Source organism: Acetobacteraceae bacterium, assembly GCA_004843165.1.
GTDB lineage: Bacteria > Pseudomonadota > Alphaproteobacteria > Acetobacterales > Acetobacteraceae.
The window spans coordinates 756,545-778,405 of the sequence record CP039459.1 but is presented as its reverse complement, the minus strand read 5'-3'; the positions used below and the strand labels follow the sequence as shown (position 1 = coordinate 778,405).

Annotated in this window: 16 protein-coding genes; 4 read left to right on the top strand and 12 right to left on the bottom strand. The window is 43.3% G+C overall.

What is annotated here, in order from left to right; genetic code table 11:
* Positions 1-26: 26 nt before the first annotated feature.
* The 3 genes from FAI41_03790 to FAI41_03780 form a co-directional block, all read right to left on the bottom strand.
* A complete protein-coding gene (locus FAI41_03790; protein ID QCE32774.1) occupies positions 27-845 on the bottom strand; it encodes a hypothetical protein in 819 nt (272 codons plus the stop codon).
* Positions 846-1,088: 243 nt separating this feature from the next.
* A complete protein-coding gene (locus FAI41_03785) occupies positions 1,089-1,571 on the bottom strand; it encodes a hypothetical protein (protein QCE32773.1) in 483 nt (160 codons plus the stop codon).
* A gap of 79 nt (positions 1,572-1,650) precedes the next feature.
* Entirely contained in the window at positions 1,651-3,849 is a 2,199-nt protein-coding gene (locus FAI41_03780) for a hypothetical protein (protein QCE32772.1), read from the bottom strand.
* 658 nt (positions 3,850-4,507) lie between these two features.
* Between FAI41_03780 and FAI41_03775 the strand changes: the two genes are divergently transcribed.
* From FAI41_03775 to FAI41_03765, 3 genes are all read left to right on the top strand, one after another.
* Positions 4,508-5,401 (top strand): TetR/AcrR family transcriptional regulator, encoded by an 894-nt coding sequence (locus tag FAI41_03775; protein ID QCE32771.1) that lies wholly within the window; start codon positions 4,508-4,510, stop codon positions 5,399-5,401.
* Positions 5,402-5,722: 321 nt separating this feature from the next.
* Positions 5,723-6,124, top strand: coding sequence for a hypothetical protein (locus FAI41_03770; protein QCE32770.1), 402 nt, complete (start codon positions 5,723-5,725; stop codon positions 6,122-6,124).
* Between the two features lie 94 nt (positions 6,125-6,218).
* Positions 6,219-6,563: a hypothetical protein gene (locus FAI41_03765; GenBank protein ID QCE32769.1), complete on the top strand. Its 345-nt coding sequence runs from the start codon at positions 6,219-6,221 to the stop codon at positions 6,561-6,563.
* A gap of 64 nt (positions 6,564-6,627) precedes the next feature.
* On the opposite strand, the gene FAI41_03760 is transcribed toward FAI41_03765, so the two are convergent.
* Positions 6,628-7,680 (bottom strand): HoxN/HupN/NixA family nickel/cobalt transporter, encoded by a 1,053-nt coding sequence (locus tag FAI41_03760; GenBank protein QCE32768.1) that lies wholly within the window; start codon positions 7,678-7,680, stop codon positions 6,628-6,630.
* A gap of 166 nt (positions 7,681-7,846) precedes the next feature.
* Here FAI41_03760 and FAI41_03755 point away from each other — a divergent pair, with 166 nt between their 5' ends.
* Complete coding sequence (locus tag FAI41_03755) at positions 7,847-8,137, top strand: hypothetical protein (protein ID QCE32767.1); 291 nt, start codon at positions 7,847-7,849, stop codon at positions 8,135-8,137.
* Position 8,138: 1 nt separating this feature from the next.
* Here FAI41_03755 and FAI41_03750 read toward each other — a convergent pair whose 3' ends face one another.
* The 8 genes from FAI41_03750 to FAI41_03715 all read right to left on the bottom strand — a co-directional run bounded on the left by FAI41_03750 (position 8,139) and on the right by FAI41_03715 (position 21,747).
* Positions 8,139-9,710 (bottom strand): hypothetical protein, encoded by a 1,572-nt coding sequence (locus FAI41_03750; protein ID QCE32766.1) that lies wholly within the window; start codon positions 9,708-9,710, stop codon positions 8,139-8,141.
* 65 nt (positions 9,711-9,775) lie between these two features.
* A complete protein-coding gene (locus FAI41_03745; GenBank protein QCE32765.1) occupies positions 9,776-11,200 on the bottom strand; it encodes a hypothetical protein in 1,425 nt (474 codons plus the stop codon).
* A 79-nt stretch (positions 11,201-11,279) separates the two neighbouring features.
* Complete coding sequence (locus FAI41_03740) at positions 11,280-12,980, bottom strand: hypothetical protein (protein QCE32764.1); 1,701 nt, start codon at positions 12,978-12,980, stop codon at positions 11,280-11,282.
* Entirely contained in the window at positions 12,977-15,262 is a 2,286-nt protein-coding gene (hypF, locus tag FAI41_03735; protein QCE32763.1) for a carbamoyltransferase HypF, read from the bottom strand. The genes FAI41_03740 and hypF overlap by 4 nt, the downstream gene beginning before the upstream one ends.
* A gap of 6 nt (positions 15,263-15,268) precedes the next feature.
* Positions 15,269-17,797: a S8 family peptidase gene (locus FAI41_03730; GenBank protein QCE32762.1), complete on the bottom strand. Its 2,529-nt coding sequence runs from the start codon at positions 17,795-17,797 to the stop codon at positions 15,269-15,271.
* Entirely contained in the window at positions 17,781-18,791 is a 1,011-nt protein-coding gene (locus tag FAI41_03725; GenBank protein QCE32761.1) for an ATP-binding protein, read from the bottom strand. Before FAI41_03725 ends, FAI41_03730 begins: the two co-directional genes overlap by 17 nt.
* 187 nt (positions 18,792-18,978) lie before the next feature.
* On the bottom strand, positions 18,979-21,201 hold the full coding sequence (locus FAI41_03720; GenBank protein ID QCE32760.1) for a formate dehydrogenase subunit alpha: 2,223 nt from the start codon (positions 21,199-21,201) through the stop codon (positions 18,979-18,981).
* 18 nt (positions 21,202-21,219) lie between these two features.
* Complete coding sequence (locus FAI41_03715; protein ID QCE32759.1) at positions 21,220-21,747, bottom strand: 4Fe-4S dicluster domain-containing protein; 528 nt, start codon at positions 21,745-21,747, stop codon at positions 21,220-21,222.
* Positions 21,748-21,861: the final 114 nt, after the last annotated feature.

The following is a 21,861-nucleotide window of genomic DNA, read 5'->3' as shown; positions in this document are numbered from 1 at the left end:
AATCTGCAATAGAGGCTGTGGCTATTTCAATCAAAAACACATTTTGGCGTTGAAATTTGAACCCCGATGACCAGGCCTAAGATGGTGATGTCTGAGGCTCCGGCGTTATCAATCTGCTCTGATCCTTTACTTTCCTCTAGGCTGAAGGCCGCCTCGTTTTTAAGAACAAAGGGACGCTGAAAATGTGGATCTGTACTGCGAGGCCATAGGAGCATTTCACCATTTTCACATTGTTGAAAGGCTTTGACCGTTGCCTCAAAAGCGGCGCTGTAAGGATCTCTGCGTTGGACAATAACGTAATCGCCTGTTTCCGGTCCTCTGGCCAAATCTAAAAAATTGGCCACAATGACAATCGAGCCGTCTGGAAAAATTCGGTTCATCGATTCTCCCTGAACGAGCAGCCCATAATAGGGAATGGTTTTATATTTTTCAGGGACATGGGCAGCAATCTGGTAACGATCCTCATGGGAGAGTTCCATTGCTTCTCGCCAAAGACCAGCCTGAACAGAACCAATGACATTGATTTGATGGGTTGTTAAAAGCTTAGGCGATGGGAATGTCCGAAAATGCTGATTTTTCAGAGGGTTAGGGGTTTCTGCACCATAGATGGAGAGAATTTTCTCTTCGGTTGTTGCCGATAGCACCCCTGTCGTCTGGGTATCATCCATAAAGCGGCTGATTGTACTTTGGGCAAGGCCACAATTTCGCGCGATTTTGGAGTAGCTATCGCCTGTTTCTTGACGAATATTTTCAATCCATTTTTTTTGTAAAACACGACGGCGATTCTTTGTGTCGAGCTTTTTAAAAGGAGAAAATATGTTTTTTTGCTTATTTTCTTCGCACATATCTAGCTGAGATCTTTCTGGATTAGAGGATCAATTCATTTGGATTTAGCGCCTTTGCTAAGGATATAGGAGGCATCTTTGGTTTTTTGGAAAACTTGAGATAAAGTTATACCTACGCAATGTTAGCAAAAAAGCTTATTCTACGCAAGAGGTATTTTTAAATAAGTTCAAACTCATTTAAAAAGCAAAAAAATTCCCACGCTAAAAGAATGGGAATTTTTCTCTTAATGAAAGTATTTTTTCTTAGAAACAGGCGTTGCTATGTTTAAGAATATCTTTTGCCTCAAGCTCTTTTGCAATTTCAAGTAAATCGGCTTCCGAGCCCTTTTTGATTCGTTCAAAATAGGCTTTTTTCTCCTCCATAGAGAGGGCTTCCGTAAGCAAAAGCGCCTCTTTGAGAATGGGCTGTAAGCAGGCCTCTTGAACACGTTGTGTTCCAGCCTCAAGGGTGTGGCTCATATTGCTGTGACTGGCAAGATAGTCAATGCCGCGGCTGGTAATGGCGGGTTGATGCCATATGATTCGGCCATCTTCCTCTTTTTGAACACTGTTTTTGGTGGTAAGTCCCTCTTCCTGTAGGGCGTACAGGATTTCTAAAACAGTAGAATCGTAAGGGTCAAAAGGCGCAGATAAGGCAACATCCTCGAGAGCCAATGGAGAAGGATACACATCCTCAAGCACATCTAGGAGCTGGTGACGAATAGGATCGAAAGAAGATGTTGTCATATTTGAAATATAGCCTTTGTAATGATGTCTAAAATTTATCTTGTTCAAAAGAGAGAAACAAGAGGATTTTTTGTCAAGCCTATCTTTTGATAACTTTCCATTCACTGTTGTTGTCTTCACTGTCATTATCGTCATTTTCGGTAATGATTTTTAATTTCTTTTTCTGTGTTTTCGCCGGGATGGGTTGGCTTGGGGAAGGGGCTTGTGTTTTTTGATAAGGCTGTGGGACGACTTTTTGGCCGTTCACGATCGCCTCACCTTGTGTATGCTCGCCGATTTCCCCTAAATTCTGGTGCTGTGGGGGGCTATTTTCTCCTTGAGGCGGAGCGGTCTCCTGTTTTGGCGCAAAATTCGCATTGCCATAAGGATTGGCACTTTGCCCACCTCCAAAAGCCTCGTCCTGCCAATTTTCTGGGGCAGTATTCGAAGAGGCTACTGTGTTGCGCCGCGTTTCATTTTGAGCATTTGTCTCTTCGGACTGTGGCGAAGATGTTTCGTCACCGGCAAAGGGGCTTGGATTGTGATAATTCGTTTTCTGTGCCGGTGTTGGTAAGCTTTCAGGCATGTTGGACATGTCTGACATATCCACATCATGCGAGCTGCTTGGTGCAATACCGTCTTCATTAGGGTTGTTTGCTGCACTGGCAGGATTGTGTAGATTTTGTTCATCCTGCGGCGTATTGCTTGCGCTGTGAGAGGCAAATTGTGCCCCTTTGCTGTTGGGGTCTTCCATATTGCCGTAATTTCCCTCGCCAATTCCAGGATGGTCGTCGTCTGGATGCGGGTAGGAAAGTAAGTCACGTTCACCGCCGGCATTCGCCTCCTTGCGGTTGGCATCATGCGCATCAATTTCAAAAACGCCTGTGTCGGATTGTTTCAAATCCTCTTTGGAAGGTTGTGCATTTTCTTGCTGCGCATTGTGAATGAAGTTTGATACTTGAGAAAGCGCCTCTTCACCATCGGGGGATTGCGCAACTTCTTTAAGCGTATCTGTATCCGTATGCGCATTAAGGGCATTTTTTGCATGTTGGATCACTTGTGGATCCGCAACGAATTTTTTCGCTTGATCTAAGAGCTGCTGGGTGGTTTCTGGATGTTTTCCAGCTTGTTGAGAAAGATTGTCCGCTATATTTTGAGCGGCTTGTTGTGCCTCTTGCGGCTTCACCCCAAGCATTCCAGCAACTTGCTTGAGACTTTGCTGACGTTCATCAGGGGAGGCGCTCGCTAATTGCTGAATTTGCTGTAAAATGAGCATGCCTTGCGGTGAGGATTTTAAGGCCTGTGCGGTTTGTAAAACTTCTGCAGGACTCATATTTAATGTTTGTGCAGCCTGTTCAAGCGCTTGTTGACGTTCCGCAGGATTGCCGTCCAGAGCTTGGGCGAGGAGAGCTGCGCCATCTTTTGAGCTGGCAATTTGTTCTGCACGCTGTAACAGGACAGAGGGATCAATGGGCGCTTTATGTGCCGGCAAAGCTGGCAGGGAGGCGAGATTATCATCCTCCCCTTTATAGCTTTTGGTTAAATTGCCTGTTGGCTTTGTCGGTTTTGCGGCTTGCTCAATAATTTTGGCAGGGACTTCCATCGGGCCTGCCTCGTCAGGGAGGCTATCGTCAAAAGTCCCCGGCCATGTCGGGCGGGGGTGATTTTTAGGCGGCGTATACAGCGCCCATTGCGGCAAAGTGCGTGTTTCAAAGGGAGGAATCTCTGCACAAGGCATCCAGGCTTTTTGGGAGTGCCCGACCCAAGATGGCCCATAGCACCAGCCATTATCATCATGAAGTTCGTGCAGAATAATTTTGGCAAAATATTTTGACAGAAAGGATTTTACCCGCACCATGTCGTCATTGGGGCGTTCAATGCCGCCGATCGCATCGAGAAAGAACCATTGCTGAATACGGGTGTTAAGAGGCTCTTTGCGCAATTTATTACGGAAATTCACAACATCCGCAACAGGTACAACGGCTTCGCAACGATGCCAATCCCGCATTTCGGAATCCCATGTCGGGCATTGTTTTAAAAGATCAGGAATATAGGCATAGAGGATATTACGCAGGCCTCTTGTATTGGGATTGCTGTTGAATCTTTTATCGATTTCCGCCTCAGCAACAGGATCGCCGCGCTTGATCATTTTTTGATCAATGAGGGGCGAGGGAGAAGAGATCTGCTGATTTTCAGCAAGGGCAGGGCTTAAAAAGCCGGCAAGAAGAAACCCCAAAGACAGGATGGGAAGAGATTTTTCGGATGAAGAAAGAGAAAAGGCAGAAGATAATTTCATCATAAAAATTCAGAATGAAAAATAAACAGGCACAGAGCAGGAAAGAAAAATCTCCATAAAATGATGTGGCTTATTTTTTGATCCTTGTTGGGGTTACTTCTTTTTGTTTGATATCGCACGTCATTTCTTAGTGGCAGAGAGTGATTGAGAAAGCAAGCTTCATCCGCCAATGCTATTTTATTAACGTTATTAAAAAATGACTTTTCCTTCTTTGTTTAAAGGTATGTTTTAAACAAAAGAGTACTAAATTAATCTTATTTCAAATAAAAGGAAGTAATTTGCAATTTACAAAAATATTCATTAATAATTAACAGATTTATTTGAATTATATATAAAGTTCAGACTCAAATATTTAAAAATAATATGTATTCACATTTTTCTTATTTAGATTTACAGGTTTTTGATGTTGTAATTATGTAATACTACATAAATTTTTTAGATTTTTATTATCATTTTAGTTTTGAAACACTTTCCAATAGAGAATTTTAGTTATAGTTTTATAAACTGAAATTTCTCTTAGGGATCTTTGTGATCTTCATATTTTGCCAATGAGATAATGGCTGGGAAATTTAGGGGGGACATTATTTCGTTTTCAAAACCTTAGAGAAATTTCAGCAAAAAAAAATCAGAGTTTAAATATGTTCTATTTGGGGGGATATATATGTGTTCGCGTTTTAGCCGAGCACCTGAGGCAAAAAAACAGGCAATTTTAAAAGCTGCTGTTGATATTGTTGCTGAGCAGGGTTTAACGGCATCCACCCGTCAAATTGCCCAGGAAGCAGGTGTTTCTGAAGGAACCATTTTTAATCATTTTTCACATAAAGATGATTTATTAAATGCGGTTTATTTGTACATTAAAAGCGATTTGGCGACATATGCTGAGAAAGAGCGTCTTCGGATTCTAACGGGTCGTGCGTCTAGATCATTCGATACACGTCAAGATGGCTGGAAGGGTTTGCATGATCGCCTCCGTTTGCTCTGGGATAGTTATGTTGATTGGGGCTTGCAGCATCCCTCCTATGTGAAAACATTGGAGCGACTGGCGCCAACAGGACGTATTACCCTTGAGACGCGGGTGCGTTCTTTAAAACTGTTCCCTGTTTTCGCTGAATTCCTTGCCAATTTATGGACGGTTGGTGATGGCGAGGACATTGTTAAACGCTGGGAGGATCTTTATCTTTACCGCTCTATGATGGCGATTGGTAATCAGACACTTGAGGCGATGTATGAGCGTGCAAATACGCTTGGTGATGAGAGCGCCAAAGCCGATCAGAAAAAGCTCCGAGAGGCGGGTTACATGATGCTGTGGCATTCGGTCGTTGGGATTCTTAAAACGGGTCTTTTACCGAATGAAGATCAACTTACAGGCGGCTCACTTCTTTCCAATCTTAGCCGTAACCGTATTGGAACGGCTGAAATTTCGAATGATTTTGACGGAAGGGCAGGGGAAGTTTCTTTTTTGAAAAGTAAGCAGGAGAATCTTAATTCTTTTGAAGCCCAGAAATCAATGATGCTGGCTGAGCAAGATGTTGAACGTCTGGAAGCATTGATTTAATTTTTTTTAAATTGATTTTGAAAGGGCGGAGGGATAGTTTTCACTTCGCCTTTTTATTTGCCTTTTATTGTCATCTTTTACGTTGAGATGCGCTTTTATTTAAAATTATGCGTTTAAAGCATCTCTTGTACGCTTTTTGATTGGGAAAGTTTTTTAATCATTGAAATTTTCTTCAAAAGAAAATGTCGCTTATACATAAATTTCATCATAATGACTTATGGAAGATAATCTCTATTATTTCTATTTCTCATAGAGATGCGCTATAAAGCAGACATCTTTCTCGGATGTTGTTGACCCTCTGTGATTTAAGAAAGTTAATTTATGAAAAAATCTAGAATCTTTCTTACCCTTTGTTCTCTCACGCTTTTTTCTTATACGGCAAATGCTTTTGCAGATCTTTCTAGTCGGGATGATCTTTTGGAAACGCAAGATCAAGAAAAACTCACGCCCAAAACAGGACAGGGAGAGACGCAAGGCGATAAAAATGCGATTGGCGCAAAAAGAGTGCATGAGGACCCAACAGAACATTCGCTCGCCCATAATACACATCAAGCCACGCGATCCATTTTGCATGATACCCATCAGGGTACCAAAGCGATTGTGCATGGTACGAGTAATGGGATTAAAGAGGGAACAAATTTTGTGACAAGCTCTATTGCAGACGGTGTCTCAAAAGGGAGCAGTGCCGTTGCAAATTTCTTTGGCAAGATTGGCGGAAATTAAAGGCCATTTCAGCATCTGGTTTTTCGCTCTTTCTTTTTCGTATAAAGCCAGCTTTAATGTTTTCTTCATTATGTAAATTTAGGGGTATTTCGGCATGAAAAAATTTTTTCTTTCTTGTGGAGCCGTGTTCTTAGGCGCCAGTTTTGTTGTGGGAAACGCTTTTGCGCAAGACAGTACAGCAGAGGCGCAGTCAGACGTTAAGTCAGAAAATGCTTCTGTTGCGCATGAAACGCATCAGGCAACAAAATCTGCTTTGCATGAGACGCATCAAGCCACAAAATCTGCTTTGCACGAGACACATCAGGGGACAAAAAAAGCCCTGCATGAAACCCATCAAGGTATTAAAAAAGGCACACATGCTGCAAGTAGCGCTGTGTCTAACGGCGTTTCAAAAGCCTCTCATGCGGTAACAGGTCTTTTTGAAAGCCATAAAAAATGAATCGAACAGGCGGCTTTTAAAAGCGGTTCGATCTTGAAAAGAAAAAGGCTAGATCTAAATAGACTTAGCCTTTTTTTATGGCCTGAATTTCCAGATGATCGTAATTTTTAAAACGATAATAAAGGGTTGAGGCCATCCAGAAAAAGATAAAGAGCGCAATGACACTATAGCCGACCATTCCCATATTTTCGCTTAAATTGCCGATAAAATCCCAAATACCTCCTTGGAGATGAAATTGATCTGCCAAAAGACTCAGCGCCTCTAATCCACCGATAAAGAGCGCAACCAGAGCACTCGCCATCGTAATGGTCATATTATAATAGAGCTTGCGAATAGGATGTTTAAAGGCCCATCCATAGGCACCGATCATCACAAAATTATCTAAACTGTCGATGAGGGCCATGCCGCTGGCAAATAAGAGTGGAAAAATCATAATCGACCAAACCGAAAGGCCGGAATGAACCCCTGAGGCTGAAATGCCTAAGAGACCAACTTCGGTTGCTGTATCGAAACCCAGCCCAAAAAGAAAACCAATCAGATACATTTGCCAGCTTTGGGTGACAAATTTAAAGGCAAAACGGTACATCCAGCCCATTATGCCTGTTGGGGTCACATTTTCCAGCGCTCTTAAATCGGACTCTTGGAGAGATTCACCCTTTTTGATTTGTCGAAAACGCTTAAAAACGCCCCTAAAAATCAGGACGTTAAAGAGCGCCATAGTAAGCAGAAAAAGCGCAGAAACCAGCGTCCCGATAATGGAGCCGTAATCATGTAGCCATCCCATTTGTGTTTGAAAAGCCATAGAGGTCGCCGCAATAGCCGCACAGGCTAAAATCACGATGGAGGAATGACCTAAGGAGAAAAAGGCGCCAACGCCGATCGGGACTTGCCCCTGCTGCATTAATTTGCGTGTGACATTATCAATAGCCGCAATATGATCGGCATCCACAGCATGGCGCAATCCAAACCCATAGGCCAGAAAGGCAGAGGCGAACAAAGTTGGATAGTGGCTAAAAAAACGCAGTGCTAAAATCCAAGCGGCAATATTTAAAGTAATGAGGGCAAGGAGGAGGCAAAAAGCCCGCCGATTGGTATGAATAAATTTATAATTTAGCATATTTTTCTTTTAGCTGATTTCCTAAGAGGGCGGAAGAGAGCGGCGTATATTTTTACGTTTAAAAAAAAGAATCTTTTCAGGCCTCTATTCGCCTTTTCCTTTTCAATGCTAGCTTGAGAACGAAAAAGAGGAATAATCCTCAGGATAGACATAAGGAGTTTTAGAAATGTCCTGTTATGAACTTATTGGCGTTAAAGAAGATAAGCTTGGTTTGACGTCTCTTATTTCTGGCGAAGATTTCGCCTGCATTGATATCGATGGTTTGCGTGACGATCCTCGCCGGATTATTTTTCTTTCTGCGAAAACAGCAATGGACAAAGTGAAATCCCTTGGTCTGGAAGAAAAGGCAACGATCAAACGCTTTCCTTATGATCTTCAAATGATTCCAAACCGTAAAGAATATATTGGCGAAGAGATCAGTTTCCAAACTTTGGTCTCTGAAGCAGAATCCCGTTAATTTAAGGGGAAAGCGGCAGGGCGGATGTTTCCTGCCGCATAGAGGCCATGTCAGCGGCTTTAAAGCCGAATTGTGCCTCATAGTGCAGATTACCGCTCCAATCTGACATCACGTTAAAAAGTGCCCCTTGCGGGGTCAGAAAACGTTTGATTTTTTCAGCATTATTCTCTCGATGGCATTTCCATAGCGTGCCATCTGCCGCAATTCGCTCTATTCTTTGAAAATGTTTGAGAAGCGCACGGTGGGTTGGATCTTGTGAAAGCGTAACAAGATGGCCTTTTGCATCGATTTGTGCCGCATCTCTGAGGATTTCTCCTTCGGTATAGAGGGAAAGAGCGCCTTTGTTCGTAATCCGGCCTAAAAGATAATTTTGGACATTATGAGGGGTCTCTAGAATAATATTTCCGGGCACAGAGCAGTCAGGCCATTGTGTGATAGGGTGCGCCATGCGCAAAGCGGTCGGGTCGGGCGCTTCCCAAAACGGCATTCTGTGGGGGAGGCTTTTTTTAATTTTATTCTTTTTCCCGCTTAAACATTCTCCTTCGCTAAAGGCTTGGCAATAAGGCATTTTATTTTGTTTGACTTGGCAGAGCAGATTTAAACTATGACAATCCGTCACGGCCATGTAAGAGCTTTCTTTTTCAGGATCTTGGGTTGGGTCTCTTCCGCAATCCCGGAGCATTTGCAGGCGTTTTAACGGCTCAAGATTATTATTGATTCGATAATTGGCACAGGCTGATTGCTGTCGAAGATTTTTTAAAATTTCGACATAAGGCACATGGCGGCCGCATGTCCGGTTGTAATGGGCAAAACATTCAGCGCTCTCACTGCTGAGCGTGACACATTGATCAATCATTAAGCCGCATTCATTACGATGGGGCATAATTTCTGTGCGAAGCATCTTTTTTTTTTGGGGCGTGATGCGATAGGGATGTGCAGGACTTGTCAGAGGAAAATTTTCCGGCAGCGTATCGTAATCTTGCAAATTCGCTGTGGCCGCCATCATCAGGGCGGAATCAATATCTCCCGGTACGGTATAGCCTAAAATATGGTGGTGAACGCCTTTCACGACGCCTGTTGGTGTGAGATAGCCGACAGGGTGAAATTTCTCCGTTTCCCCTAAAGGGAGATCAATCGGGACGGAGATTTTCATCTCGCCAATGGTTTTTTCCAGTCCTGCGCAATTATCGGTAAATCTTTGGCAGTTTTTGTGCGGTGCATCGGGAAGCTGGCACGCCCATAAGAGACGGCGACAGAAATTTTGGATATTCTCATTTTGTCGTGCAAGAGCCTCTTTTTCTGCCTTATGGGCAGCCGTTGCTTGCTCTTTGAGAGAGGGAGGATTGGGCGGCGTTAATGTCTTTAGCTTCTGATTTTCCGATTTTAGTTCAAGATTTTGTCGCTCAAGCTGGTTAATCCTTTGCTGGTCTTGATAATAGCGAGCTTGTTCCTGTGCTTCCTCATGCACAATGTCAGAATCAGAGGAGGGCATAGAAAAGGAAAGATTAGGATGAATCACATAAAAGACGGAAAAGAGACAAAGCGTGAAGAAAGAAGATTTCTGATAGATCATATCTTTTCCGTCCAGTTGATAAAAATCTCTAATGAAGTGAGATGATGCGATTATCCTGATTAAAATTAATGCAAAAGGTTCATATCTTCTTTCTTTATTTCTCCACAGGGATGCATCTCTTTTTCACCTTCCGTACGGCATTTAAAATGTCCATTCGGTTCAAGGATATAAGCGGCTTTTTGGGAGTGGTTTTTAGCATTATGCGCACCGCAATGCCACAAATTCCCTTTGCCATCAATGCGGGCAATAAAATCAAAACGCTCTAAGAGGGAAATAATCTGCCGATCAATATCCAGGCGGATATTGTCATATTTATCATATTCTTTGGTCAGGTGTCCCTCTGGCGTGACTTTGCCGACATTGGCAAAGATTTTACCATTTTTAAAAAGGGAAATAACGCCATGATGGGAAAGCGATCCTAAGGCAATCGGGCCATTCCATGTCATGAGCATGATATTGCCATTCTCTGCGCAAGAGGGCCAGTCACTCCGCTTTTCTTCTGAAAAACTGGCAGATGAGAGCTTCTCTCGTGGTTGGCTCCTAAAGTTGCCACGACCTGTTAAGATGATGGCAGAGCCTGTATTTTGGCCTCCTACGTTACGGATACGGTTATTTTGGTAATATAATTCATTGATTCGGCGGGTTTCTTCTCTGCCGGATGTGGCAAGCTTAATGCGTTGCCCAGACTGGTTATCCAAATAAAGGCCGCCTGAATTTTCGACAAGCTGTCCTGTTTCAGGGTAATCCCCATCAAAGATCACCGTTGTTTGCCCTGAATTATTATTTTCATTTCCCTCGGAATCAGACGTGCCATAGTTCTGCACTGTGCCAATTTTTTGGCCTGCATCGTTAAAGATGTCCCCATTATTTTCAACGGTAAAAAGGACTTGTCCTGAAGCATTAACAATTTGTCCGTTGGATTGAACAGAGCCCATATCCTGCCCCGAAGGAGAGACAATTTGACCGTTGGACTGAAGCGTGCCGATGTCTTGTCCGTTCGCATTGTCAATCTGGCCATTGGAGGAGATCGTTGCAATGGCCTGACCGGAATCATTATCAATCGTTTCAGGTGTTATATGAGAGACAGGGGTTGGATCTTGTTGAGGTGCTGGCTGGGGATCTTGTTGAGGGGCAGGTTGTTGTGGCTGTGGCTGTGGCGCTATTTGGACAGGCCCCGGACTATTTTGAATGTTTGGCTGCACTGACCCCATATCTTGACCTGCGTTATTATCAGCTTGCCCATTTGCCGGTTGGGGATCTTGTTGCGGCGCTGGTTGAGGATCTTGTTGGGGGGTAGGAGAGGGCTGTGGCTGTGAGGTGATTTGCACAGGCCCTGGACTATTATCAATTTGCCCATTGGGCATGGGCATCGGCTGCCCTGTAGAACCGTCAATGACCTGCTGGGCATGCAAAAAAGTAGGAAATGACGTGCAAGTAAGCAGAAGAGCGGCGGTAAAAAGAGGCTTAGCCGCCTTTATGTTTAAATTCATTTGATCAATTTCAATCTTAGAAATGGCTTTAGAGATACGCTTTTATGGGGAATTATCTGCGCTCTGAAAAGCCTTTCTTTTAGTGATTTTCCTGTCGCATATTTTGCATATCGGCTTGTTCAAAGGCAAAAAGCGCACGATCATAGAGGCCATAGCCGGCCTTTATGATCTCTCCCTGCGGCGTTAAAATGAGGGCAGAATTTATCTCCATTTTATTCTTATGATTATATTTACCACAGTCCCGTAAGATGCCATTCCCTAAAATCGGTTTGATATGCTGAAAATTTTTCTCTAGAAAAGATCTTTCAAAACTGTCCAAAGTGGGTTTTAGCGCTTCCGGTATAGGAGATTTGGAACTATATTTTATCAATTTCCCATCTGGTTTGAATTGCGCAATGTTTCGCAAGATTTTCCCATGAAGATAGAGGGTAAGAAAACCATCCTCCGTAATTTTGCCTAGAAAATAGCCATGCGCCTCAATCACGGCATTTTCACCAATAAGGCAACTTGCATAATCTGTGTGTACTGTGCTTCTGGCACTTTTCGTTGTTTGCCAGAAAAGGGGAACTGGGGGATTAAAAAAATTTGGAATTTCGCTATTTTTAAGGCTTAAACACTGCCCTTGTTTAAAAGTCTTGCAGTAGGGATTTTCTTCTTTGTATTTATTTGCCATTCGTACTTGGCAGAAACGATTGAGTGTATAACAATCACTAATCGTACCTTGAAAACGGTTGGGATTTAGAATCCAGGGATCTCGGCCACATTTTTCTAAGAAATGAAGACGTTCTTCCAATACTGGCAGCTTGCGGCTACGTCGGTAATAGACGCAGCTCAAATCCCTTGCATAGGTATTGATGCTTTGTTCAATATTGATGTGATCTTGATGAGTTTTATTGTACCATTCTAACAATTCTTTGGCTTGATTGACTTTGTCACGATCATTTTGAAAAACAGCTTCATCCAGCTTTCCTTCAAAATCAGAGTCCATCTCACGAAGGATCTGATCAAAGAGATAGTTACTTTTTTCAAGTGGTTCTGTTTTCTCACGCCATGTCTTTATTTCAGAGGCGCTCGCTTTATAGCGGTGTGTCTCTGAAGATTTTGGAAAAGTCTCGGGGAGTTGATCATGCACCCCTATCATAGCCGTCTCTGCCATGATAAGTGCAGATTGAAAATCATCAGGTGTTACATATCCCAAAATCTGATCGTAAAAACCTTTAACAATACCATTTGGCTGTAAGTACCCATCAGGATAAAGATCTTGTTCATTTCCTCCTAAAGCCTTTTCAAGAGGAACAGAGAGGCTAAACTGAGGGAGATCAGAGCATTCATTCGTAAAGCTTTGGCAAACAGATCTCTGATGTGTCGGTAATTGGCACGACCATAACAGGTCATGACAGTGATCCCGATGATCCATTTGCCTCGCATTTTCCTCTCTGATGGCAATATTTCTTTTTTCAGTCTCAATAGCCTCTTGTCTGGCTTTCCTCTCTCTTTGAATTTGTAATTCATATTGCTGTTGCTGGAATATTTGGCGCCTTAAAAGTGCATTTTGTCGCTCAAGAGCTGCCAGTTCATTTTGTCCGGGGGCAAGTTTATAAGACTGTCCGTTATGAGTGTCTAAATAGAGGCCGTTGGGCGTATCTTCAAGCTGTCCGACAGTTGGTGGCCCTCCATTATCAAAACTGACACTGACATCGCCTTGTTGTGCGAGTGCGGAAAGGGGCAGAAAAAGAAAGAGGCTTAATAAGAGAGATTTACAAGAGAATTTCAAAGTCATTTATTATCTTTTTCCAAATTTGCCAAAGCGATTAAAGCCTGTCCCACAGAGATGCCGCCATCGCCGGAAGGAAGCTCAGAATGCGTCAGGATCTTTAGAGGGTGGAGATGTTTTTCCAGACGTTCTTTTAAGAGAAGATTATGTAGACATCCACCGCTGAGCATGACATCCGTGAGATGATGTTTCCGTGCAGAATCTTTTGCCAGATCGGCAAATCCTTTTGCAAGCGCATCATGGAAAGCCCATGCTTTTTCTGCCTTTCCGGCTTTCCAATTTAAAAGACTCTGCCAAAAAATTTCTAAATCGAAAGAGGTTCCTTTGAGGGGGAGTTTTACAGGATGGACACATTCTTCTGCTTGCCAGGCGAGACTTTCTAACAGGCAGGCGGCTTCCCCCTCATAGGTCTGGCGCTGGGGGGCAATCCCAAGAGCAGCTGAAACCGCTTCAAAAAAACGTCCGCAAGAGGAGGCCAGAGGGGCGTTAATCCCGGCTTTCAGGGCATTTAACAGGATAGGATAAGGATGTTTTTTAATCTCTTCCGCTTCCGGAAGCCTCTCCCAGTCTGGAACAAATTGATGAAACTGCGCCAAAAGATTGCGCCAAGGTTCTTTGGCGGCTAAATCTCCGCCGAGTAAAGGAACAGGCGGCAAGCCTCCCAAATGCTGAAAATTTTTGTAATCAGCCAGAAAACATTCTCCGCCCCAGATTTCGCCCTTTTCACCATAACCCAGCCCATCCAATGTCAGCGCAATGATTTTACCGCCTAGAAGGGGCCGGTGATTTTCTCCTAAACAGGTCGCAATATGGGCATGATGATGGTAAATTTCGACAGAGGGTAATGTTTGCTCTTTGCCCCATTGGTGCGAGCGATAGCCGGGATGGGCATCTAGGGCGATAATTTCAGGGCTGGCATGGTAGAGTTTTGGGAATTTCGCTAACATTTTTTCCCATTGCTCAAAGACATTCCCTTGATTTAAGTCCCCAAAATGCGGGCCTGTGAAAATTTTATCATGATGTAAAAGGCAAAAACTATTTTTTAAATCACCGCCGAGAGCGAGGATCGTTTTATCTTTGGGAAAGCCTTCCGGTACCATGAGCGCATCTGGTGCCAAGCCCCTTGCTCGGCGTAAAATCTCTTTTTTGCCTTGTGCATGGAAACGGAGAACGGAATCATCGGCACGTTCTAAAATCTCTCGATCATGGAAAAGAAAGAGATCGGCAATGTCTTTTAATTGCTCTAGCGCTGCTTGATTGCTTAAAGCAGGGGCAAAGCCGGATTTATTTCCTGAAGTCATAACGCAGGGCAGGCCGACTCCTTCAAGTAATAAATGCTGAAGCGGATTAGCCGGCAACATGATTCCAATTTCTTCTAAGTGCGGTGCAATGAGGGAAGAAAGAAGACGTTTTTTGTTTTTTTTCACCAGCACAATCGGAGCCGACGGTGATTTTAAAAGCGCCTCAACTTCAGAGAACAGCATATTCTCTGCACAAATTTTGGAAAGCCAGCCTTGATTTGGCAGCATAACAGCAAAAGGTTTTGAGGGGCGATGTTTACGCTCTCTCAGTCGGGTAATTGGTGCGTCTTCTGTTGCCAAACAAGCAAGGTGAAAGCCGCCTAAGCCTTTGATGGCCAGAATTTTGCCTTCTTTAAGGGCAGAAATGGCTGATTGAAGGGCTTTTTCACCTTTAAAAATAGATAAATCATGAGAAATAAAGAGAGAAATTTCAGGTCCGCATTCGGGACAGGCAACAGGCTGCGCATGAAAGCGGCGATTACTTGGATCGGCATATTCTTCAGCACAGGCTTTGCACAGGGGAAAGCCTGCCATTGAGGTTTGCGGCCGGTCATAGGGCATATCTTTAATAATGGTAAAGCGAGGGCCGCAATTTGTGCAGTTGAGGAAGGGATAGCGATAGCGGCGATCGGTCGGATCGTTCATTTCCCTCAAACAGTCAGAACAGGTCGCAACATCTGCGAGAATATCGCTTGACCCCGTGCCGCCTTGGCTGAATTGAATGCTGAAATCACAAGGTTCGTTCCCGTCCCAAAAAAAAGGTGCTTGAGAAAGCTGATCGATTTTCGCAAGAGGAGGAAGTTCCTCTTTTAATCTTTTTAAGAAAAGCGGAAGATTTTCAGGCTGAAAGAGACGAATGGTAACGCCGGCGGAATCATTGAAAACATGGCCTTTTAAGCCAAGCTCTTGTGCCAGCATAAAGACAAAAGGCCGAAACCCAACCCCTTGCACCTTACCGGTTATTTTAAGTTCAATCGCCTGAGACATTACTGGTTAAAGGAAAATGTCGTTTTGAATCATTGCGGAATGGTCAATCTGGTTTTTAATCTCTGTATAAAGATCAATGTTTTCAGAGGTTTCTAAGGATATGGCTAGAGCATAAGCCACTTTAGCGCCATCATGCTGATCCTTTTGAAGATAAGTCCACCATCCGCCAACCGGATAAATGGCGATTTGTCCGCAAGCTGCTAGCTCTGGGCCGGTTCCTTCCCAAATATCGGAATGAATAGAGCCTTTATTGCGGTTATGTATGCCTAATTTCCACTTTGTAGCTTTAGTTTTTTGAGGGCTTTCTGTTGTCTCTTTCCCATCAGGTGAGTTGATTTTGGCTCTTTCATTCGTGTTAACTCGTTTTTTGAAATTCTCTTGTGTTTCATCAGGGCGTTTGACGTCGAAATGCAATCCGAAAGAACGATAGGCTTGTGCCCGAAATTTTTTAGAGACAGCAGCTACATTTGGGTTCGGTTCAATAAAATAGCTTAACGTCACTCTCATTCTGACATCTTTTCCTTCTAAAGCTTCTAATGTCTCCTTTGGCCAAGGTAAATCATGCAAAATCATTTCATGATAGGTTGATTTTTTCCTCTTATTTTGTGCCCCAGAGGGGAAGGGCTGGATTGCGTTTTCAACCAATAAGGTAGCATCATTTTTAAGACATTTACTTGCCCGCTCTAAAGAGGGAACTCCGTACCCATAACGCCTTAAAAGCGGTAGAAAATCCCCTTTATTCTTCCCTGCATAATGTTGCTCCATTTGAGATGTCCAGCGTGCAGAATGTACAATGAGACAGCGAATAGCTTGCGGGGATAGGTCTGGATACTCTGCCATTAACTCAGCAGCAAGCTTAGAAGCCAAAGCCGTGGCAGCAGAAGTATCTGAATGTAGGGCAAAATAATTTTGCGGATAATGAGGTTTTGGTTCAGGTGCTGTCGTCAGGAGACGCAAATCATCAGAGGCATCGCTAACATCAGGATTATTAGGTTCTATGGCATAATTTCCACCTTCCATCACAATTTCGGGTTTTATTGGCCATTCTTTATTCCAAAGAAGCGAGGTTGAGGAATAAGGGGATAAATCGCCGATAGGTGCTAAGGCTTTGTAGCCCGCAAGGCTTGGGTCGTTGATATTGCATTTTTCTGTATAGGCTCCCACGGTGAGTGCATTCCATGCCTGAGCCGGATTTTGAATTGGAGAAAGATCATTTTTAACCAGATATTTATCGTGGGGATAAGGGGGGTAAATATTTCCCGCTGAAATTATAAAAAGATAGGGATTTCTATCCTTCCCAAAAGCTAAGTGATCCACCCCAGCAGACCAAGAGGAAGGCTCTGGAGTTTTTGCCTCATCTGTTAGCGCCATACAGGCAAGGCGTTTTCTATTTGGGGCGTTGCTTTCAGCTAAAGAAATTGCTTGATTTGTTTTAGAGGCACTTAATTCCGCAGTTGCGGAAGGATCATAAATTTTAAGAGATTCTAAGTTGTATGAGATAGAAAGCGTTGTCGAACCTTTTAAAATAAAACTTAAATCACCATAAAGCGTAGTCCCTGCCATCGCTGTGCCATGACCGTCCAAATCCTGTGTATTTCTTTTATCTGGATGCGTCGTTTGACAATCTTTTTCTTCTAAAAAAGGCTCAATTAAAGGATGTTTTTGAAATACGCCACTGTCTAAAATACAGACGGTAGGTGAGTTTTTGCCAAGATTGACACTTATATGTTGCTTTAAATCATCCATCCGATCTTTTTGATCTATATTTCTCATGTTCAGAAAAAAAGAATTCATTTCTCGATATTTACGGATGCCGGTAACGACAGATGGATACTGAAAAATAGCATTTTGAAGCTGTGTAATGCTGGCACAAATGAGAAAAACGTCAGATTCGACAAAAGAAACGGGATATTGACTTATCTGTACCTGCTGTGCTGCTAAGATATTTTGGAATGTGTCTTTAGCGGTGCTTTCTTTATTTATCCAGAGTTCCCACCAAAATTGCTGATTTAAATCAATAGGAAATTCTGTTTTATCCGAAAAGAGATCTTTGATTTTTGTTTCTGTAATTCTCTCAATCGCATTAAAGCGTTGTTCATCCTTTTTTGAGATTATTTTGGAAGAAGCATATTCTTCAAGCTTGTTTGGAAAGGAGCCTTTTTTACCATTTTCTGTCAGAAGAAATGTTGCAGCAACAGCTGTGCTGTCATCCTCAGAAAACTCGGTATTGACAAGTTTTAAGCCTGAGGTTTCTGGAAAGAAAGGTGTGCTATTGTTCCCTAAAATATCTGCTTTTTCAGATGCAATTTCCATAGTTAAGTAAGTAGTCGTCTTCTCTTTGGAGATTTTTTTTGCTTCTTGTAAGAATGTTTTAAAGTCGCTTGTTAGGGTTTGGGCGTGTTGTCGGCGATTACGCTGTATCAGTGCATCGTTACTAGAGCCACCACCGTTTCTTGAAGGCGAAAAAGGAGACGAAGAGGCCACTGTATTTTTAGGAAAAAGAAGGGGTAAACTTCGTTTAGATGTTTGCGCCATAGGGTAAAGATTCTCCACGGCATTTAAGGGTTTCTTGCCGTTCTTCTAAAATTTTAAGTAATAATTTTTTAGTGATCGTTTTTTTATCCGAAAGAATAGCTTCTTTAGCACAATCTTCCGCTACTTTAACAAGCTCTGCCTGACTTAGTCCTTTTAATTTATGTGCAATACCGTCCCAGTTCATTTTTTTTGGTAAAAAGGAAATAAGCCTTTGTTTTAAAATATCACAAGCAATTTCATTCGTTGGAAAATGATATTCTAAAATGTCATCAAAACGTCGGAAAAGGGCAGTATCCAGTGTTTTAGGGTGATTAGTTGCTGCCATAATGAGAGAGGTTGAGGCGTCATTTTCTAGAAATTGTAAAAACGAATTTAAAACCCGTTTAATTTCTCCAACATCATTGCCAGTATCTCGCCGAGCACCTAAGGCGTCAAATTCATCAAAGAAATAGACCCCTTTTACCTCGGAGATTGCATCAAAAATTTGTCTTAATTTTGATGCAGTCTCTCCCATATAGCGAGTCATCAAAGTTTCATAACGAATGACAAAGAGGGGTAATTTTAACATGCCGGCGATTGCATGCGCTGTCATTGTTTTCCCAGAGCCTGGTGGCCCTGTTAAAAGAAGTTTCCTTCGAGGAAAAAAACCATATTTTTGCAATTTATAGGCTTGGCGCTGTTCTAATAAAACACGTTGAAGTTTTTCCTCTAAATTTTTTGGCAAAATCATAGAAGCAAGGCGTATCTGAGGATAAGAAGCTGAGAAAAGATCTGCCAGTTCACCCCGAGGCTGAATGATAGGTGTGGGTGTAGGTTGCTGTTTAGATTTTTCTAAACGTGCTGTTTCAACGAGTTTTTTTATCTCTTGTGCAATTTTAGAATGACCACGGCGGGCTTCATTAGCAGCGGCTTGGAGGGCAACTGAAAAAAGTTGTTCGTCATTTTTTTCAATATGACTGTAAAGGAGGGAAATTAAATGTTGTCCAGTTGTCATCTCTGCCCTCCTTTCATGATAAAAAGCTTCATAAGGATATATAAATTAAATTGTATGGGATAAGTAGTGGATCTTTAAAAGTATTTGTATCTAGTATGATTCAATAGGTATTTATGGTCAAGACAGTAAAAAAGGATGCCGATTGCTCGGCATCCCTTCTTTTTGATAACAAATCAAAGGCTTAAAATTAAGCGGCTCTGATAGCGTTATCGATATGACCACGGAGACGTGCTTTGAGGTCTTCGTGAGCCTGAATTGCGTGAGCTTCTGCCCATTTTTGATCCGCAATTTTTTCCAATTGAACGGCGCAATATTTTGTTTCAGGTGTTTTGGTAACACGATCCACAGCTTGGTCTGTCACTTCGTTACAAGCGCCAACCCACCAATGGAAGGTCATGTAGCAAGCACCTTTGTTGGTACGGTCGCTGACTTTCGCTCTGGTAATGATTTTACCACGGCGGGAAAGAACATAGACAAGTTCTTGATCTTTAATGCCGTAAGATGCAGCATCTTCGGTATTAAGCTGAACAAATCCTGGTTCAGAAGCCAATGTATCCAACGCAGCACAGTTACCTGTCTGAGAACGGGCACCGTAATGTCCAACTTCACGAACCGTGCAAAGAACCAATGGGTAATCTGCATCTGGTGTTTCTGCTGGAGCATGCCATGGGGTGAAGACAAAGTTTGCTTTACCGTTTTCAGTATGGAATTTGTTGCCTTCAAACAAGAAGTCAGAACCCATGCTTTCTTCGGTTTCGCAAGGCCATTGAATATGTCCAAGCTCACCCATTTTCTCGTAGGAAATACCCGCATAAAGTGGGCATAGGCTACGCATTTCGTCCCAAACAGCCTGATCGTTTTTATAGCTCATTGGGTAGCCCATCTCAGTTGCAAGCAAGCTGATGATCTCCCAGTCACGTTTAACGTTCTTTGGTGGCTCAACAGCTTTCCAGAAACGTTGGAAACCACGGTCAGAAGAGCAGAACACACCGTCATGCTCACCCCATGTTGTGGATGGCAAGATAACGTCTGCGATTTCGCAAGATTTTGTCATGAAGACATCTTGAACGATAAGCAGTTCCAGATCTTTAAAGGCTGAATGTTCTTCAGCACCGCCAGCTTCTGTCTGCACAGGATCTTCACCCATGACATAGTAAGCTTTAATTTCACCGGAATGGATTTTATGTGGCACTTCGGTAATTTTCGTACCGTTGTTTGGATCCATTTTTTCGTAAGGAACGTTCCAAGCTTTTGCAAATTTACGGCGAACCGCTTCGTCTGTAACTTTTTGATAGCCACAGAACATGCTTGGCCAGACACCCATATCACAGGCACCCTGGACGTTGTTCTGTCCACGGACAGGACCAACACCAACGCTTCTACGACCAAGGTTACCTGTCATCAATGCCAATGCGGCAAGACCGGCAACAGTGTCAGAACCCTGCTCAAAGTGGGTAACGCCGAGACCCCAAAGAATGGTTGCGTTTTCAGCTGAGGCGTAGGTACGCATTGCTTGACGCATTTGCTCTGCTGGAACACCGGTGATGTGCTCAATTTTTTCTGGCAGATAGTCTTTGACGCGTTCTTTGAAATCTTCAAAACCTTGTGTGTATTTGGAGATATATTGATGATCAATAAGATCTTCATCAATCAAAATAGCTGCAAAGCAGTTAACGATTGCCATGTTGGAACCGTTTTTGATTGGAACATATTGGTCAGCAGCACGAGCAGAATCAGTGAAACGTGGATCGCAAACGACCAGTTTTGCACCTTTTTGCTTTGCTTTTAGGACACGACGGAAAACGATTGGATGGGATTCCGCACCGTTATAACCGATCATCAAAACGCAATCTGTGTCGTCAATACCGGCAATGGAGTTACTCATTGCGCCACGGCCGACAGTTGCTTCTAGACCTGCCATGGATGGCGCATGGCAAACACGGGCACAGCAGTCAACATTGTTTGTGTTGATAACCGCACGTGCGAAACGCTGCATGACATAGTTACTTTCGCAGCCTGTGCTACGGGAAGAACCGGTCAACATGATGGAATTTGGACCATGTGCAGCTTTGATAGCTTTAAGCTTATCTGCTGTAAACTTAATGGCTTCTTCCCAGCTGACGATCTCAAATGGGGCACCTTTTTGGCGGCGGATCATTGGATCACGCAAACGAGGTGTCAAAATTTTGGTATCGTTTAGGAAGTCCCAGCCGAAATAGCCTTTAAGGCACATTTCGCCTTCGTTGGTAACACCATCAATGGCATCGGCACGGATGACTTTACCATTTTTGGTGACCAAGTTCATTTTACAGCCGGCACCGCAATAGGTGCAGACGGAAACGTGGTGTTCTTCGCCATCAACATGGGAAGAAGCTGGTGTTAGAGGATTAAACCCTTTGGTAATACTCATAGGAACAATAATCTCCTCTTAGAAAGATGGGTTTTCGAGGGCTGTGCGTAGACGCTTCTCAGCGATCATTTTGGCTTGCAGCTCACGATCAACAATGTGAAGGGCGTCTGTTGGGCAGTGCTGGATGCAGGCTGGACCCTCTGGGCGGCCGAGACAGAGGTTGCATTTATGTGCTTTTGCCTTGACGGTTGTGGCACCCATACGATGGATCAATGCATAGTCAACGACTTCCATGGCGCCGAAAGGACAGGCGACAACGCATGTCTGGCAACCAATGCACTGGTCAGGGTTAACAATCATCACGCCCTGCTCACGGCTAATGGCACCATTAGGGCAGGAATTAGCGCAAGGGGAATCGAGGCATTGACGGCAAGTCACTGCGGCTGTGATTTTACCTGCTTCAAGAACGTGAATGCGTGGGGTGAAATCCCCAACATTGACGTCTTCCATATCAGGGTCTTCTCTGTGGGCCACGACGCAGGCAATCTCACAGGTCTTGCAGCCGATACATTTATGGGGATCGACCAGAATAAACCGGTTGCTCATTAATAACTCCTAAAAAGTTATATTTCAGTTCGGATAAATAATGTTGGCATGTCTATTTGCGTGATTTTCACCTGAGATAATCGCAGGCGATAATACAAAGATGACAACCATTTA